The sequence below is a fragment of the uncultured Corynebacterium sp. genome (genome assembly GCF_937999985.1).
GTDB lineage: Bacteria > Actinomycetota > Actinomycetes > Mycobacteriales > Mycobacteriaceae > Corynebacterium.
Window position 1 is genome coordinate 1 of the sequence record NZ_CALLDG010000093.1, and the last position, 1,597, is coordinate 1,597.

Genomic DNA, 1,597 nt, shown 5'->3' on the forward strand with positions numbered 1-1,597 from the left:
TTGCCGACCGTCATGCTGAGGACGGTGGTAACCACCAGCACGCCGACGATGACGATAAGCGACAGCTCCACGGAAACCTCAGGAACGGCAACTCCCTCGCCGCCGTTGATAAACGGCAGGTTGTTCTCGTGCAGCGCGTGCAGGATCAGCTTGGTACCGATGAAGGCCAGGATAATGAAAAGGCCGTAGCCGAGGTACACCAGGCGTTCCAGCAGGCCGTCCAGCAGGAAGTACAGCTGTCGCAGCCCCATCAGAGCCAAAGCATTGGTCGTGAACACGATGTAAGGCTCGCTGGTAATGCCGTAGATGGCAGGGATGGAGTCGAGGGCGAACAACACGTCCACGAAGCCGATGGCCACCAGGGCGATGAAAAGTGGCGTCAAAACCCTCTTGCCGTTTTCCTTAAACCACAAACGGTCCGACTTGTAGTGATCCGAGACATGGATAAACTTCCGGGTCATCTTGATGACCATCATGTCCTGCGGATCCTTCTCCTCCTGGCCGGAGACCTCGTCCCACAGCAGCTTCGCCGCGGTCCACAGCAGGAACAGGCCGAACAAGTAGAAGACGTCGGACCACGCCTCGATGATCGCCGCGCCCAGGGCGATGAAGATACCACGCAGGATCAGCGCCACCGCAATGCCGATGAGCAGCACCTTCTGCTGGTACTTGCGGGGGATCTTAAAGGAGCTCAGGATAAGCGCGAAGATAAAGAGGTTATCCACGCTCAAGGCCTTCTCGGTGATGTAACCGGCGAAGAACTCCAGGCCGTGCTGGTGCGGGTTGCCTGGCTCACCCCAGGTCAACCAGAGGAAGCCGCCGAAGATGCAGGCGAGAGCCACGTAGAACAGGCTCCACAGCGCCGACTCCTTGATGCTCGGCTCGTGGGGTGTCTTGACGTGGCTATAGAAATCGAAGACAAAGAACCCGGCGACCACCACAATGGTGATGATCCACGTTAAGGCGTTTACTTCCATGGAAAACCTCCGGTCGATAAAAACTCATCACTAAATAGACCGGAGGTCTCCCCTGCCCGTTCCATGAAAGTTACGAGCCGACATGACCGGGAGGCCCGCGGCTTCACCGCAACCTTCCGTGCTGACGATCAATGTCGAGGGCGCCAAGCATCCTTGACGTTAGGGTACTCCCCTCCAACTGCCGACTACTCTACACCCAGCAGAGGCCAGCTGCGCCATAGGGGCTACACGGCGCCGCTCGGCGGGTTGGCCGCGACCACGCGCGTCCCGTCATCGCCGGAATCATCGCCGTCGTGAACGCCTTCGGCACCTTCGGCACCTGCCTCCATGACTTCCTTGGGCGCGTCCTCGGGGTTCGCGCCCTTGATCATCCAAAGCATCGTGTCGAGCTCCTCGGGCTTCACCAGTACCTCACGTGCCTTCGACCCCTCGGACGGCCCGACCACGCCGCGGGTCTCCATCAGATCCATCAGGCGCCCAGCCTTGGCAAAACCGATGCGCAGCTTGCGCTGCAGCATGGAGGTCGAGCCAAACTGGCTGGTGACCACCAGCTCCACGGCTTGCAACAGATCCTCCAGGTCGTTGCCGATGTCCGGGTCGATGTCCTTCTTCGCTTCGGC

At 59.8% G+C, this 1,597-nt stretch carries 2 protein-coding genes; both read right to left on the minus strand.

The features are described 5' to 3' along the window. Positions 1 to 977 (minus strand): TerC family protein (locus Q0331_RS04400; protein WP_298075218.1); only part of this gene is annotated, 977 nt, incomplete at its 3' end. Positions 978 to 1,201: 224 nt separating this feature from the next. Continuing rightward, the coding region (locus Q0331_RS04405) for a DNA translocase FtsK (protein WP_298075220.1) at positions 1,202 to 1,597 on the minus strand (396 nt) is incomplete at its 5' end.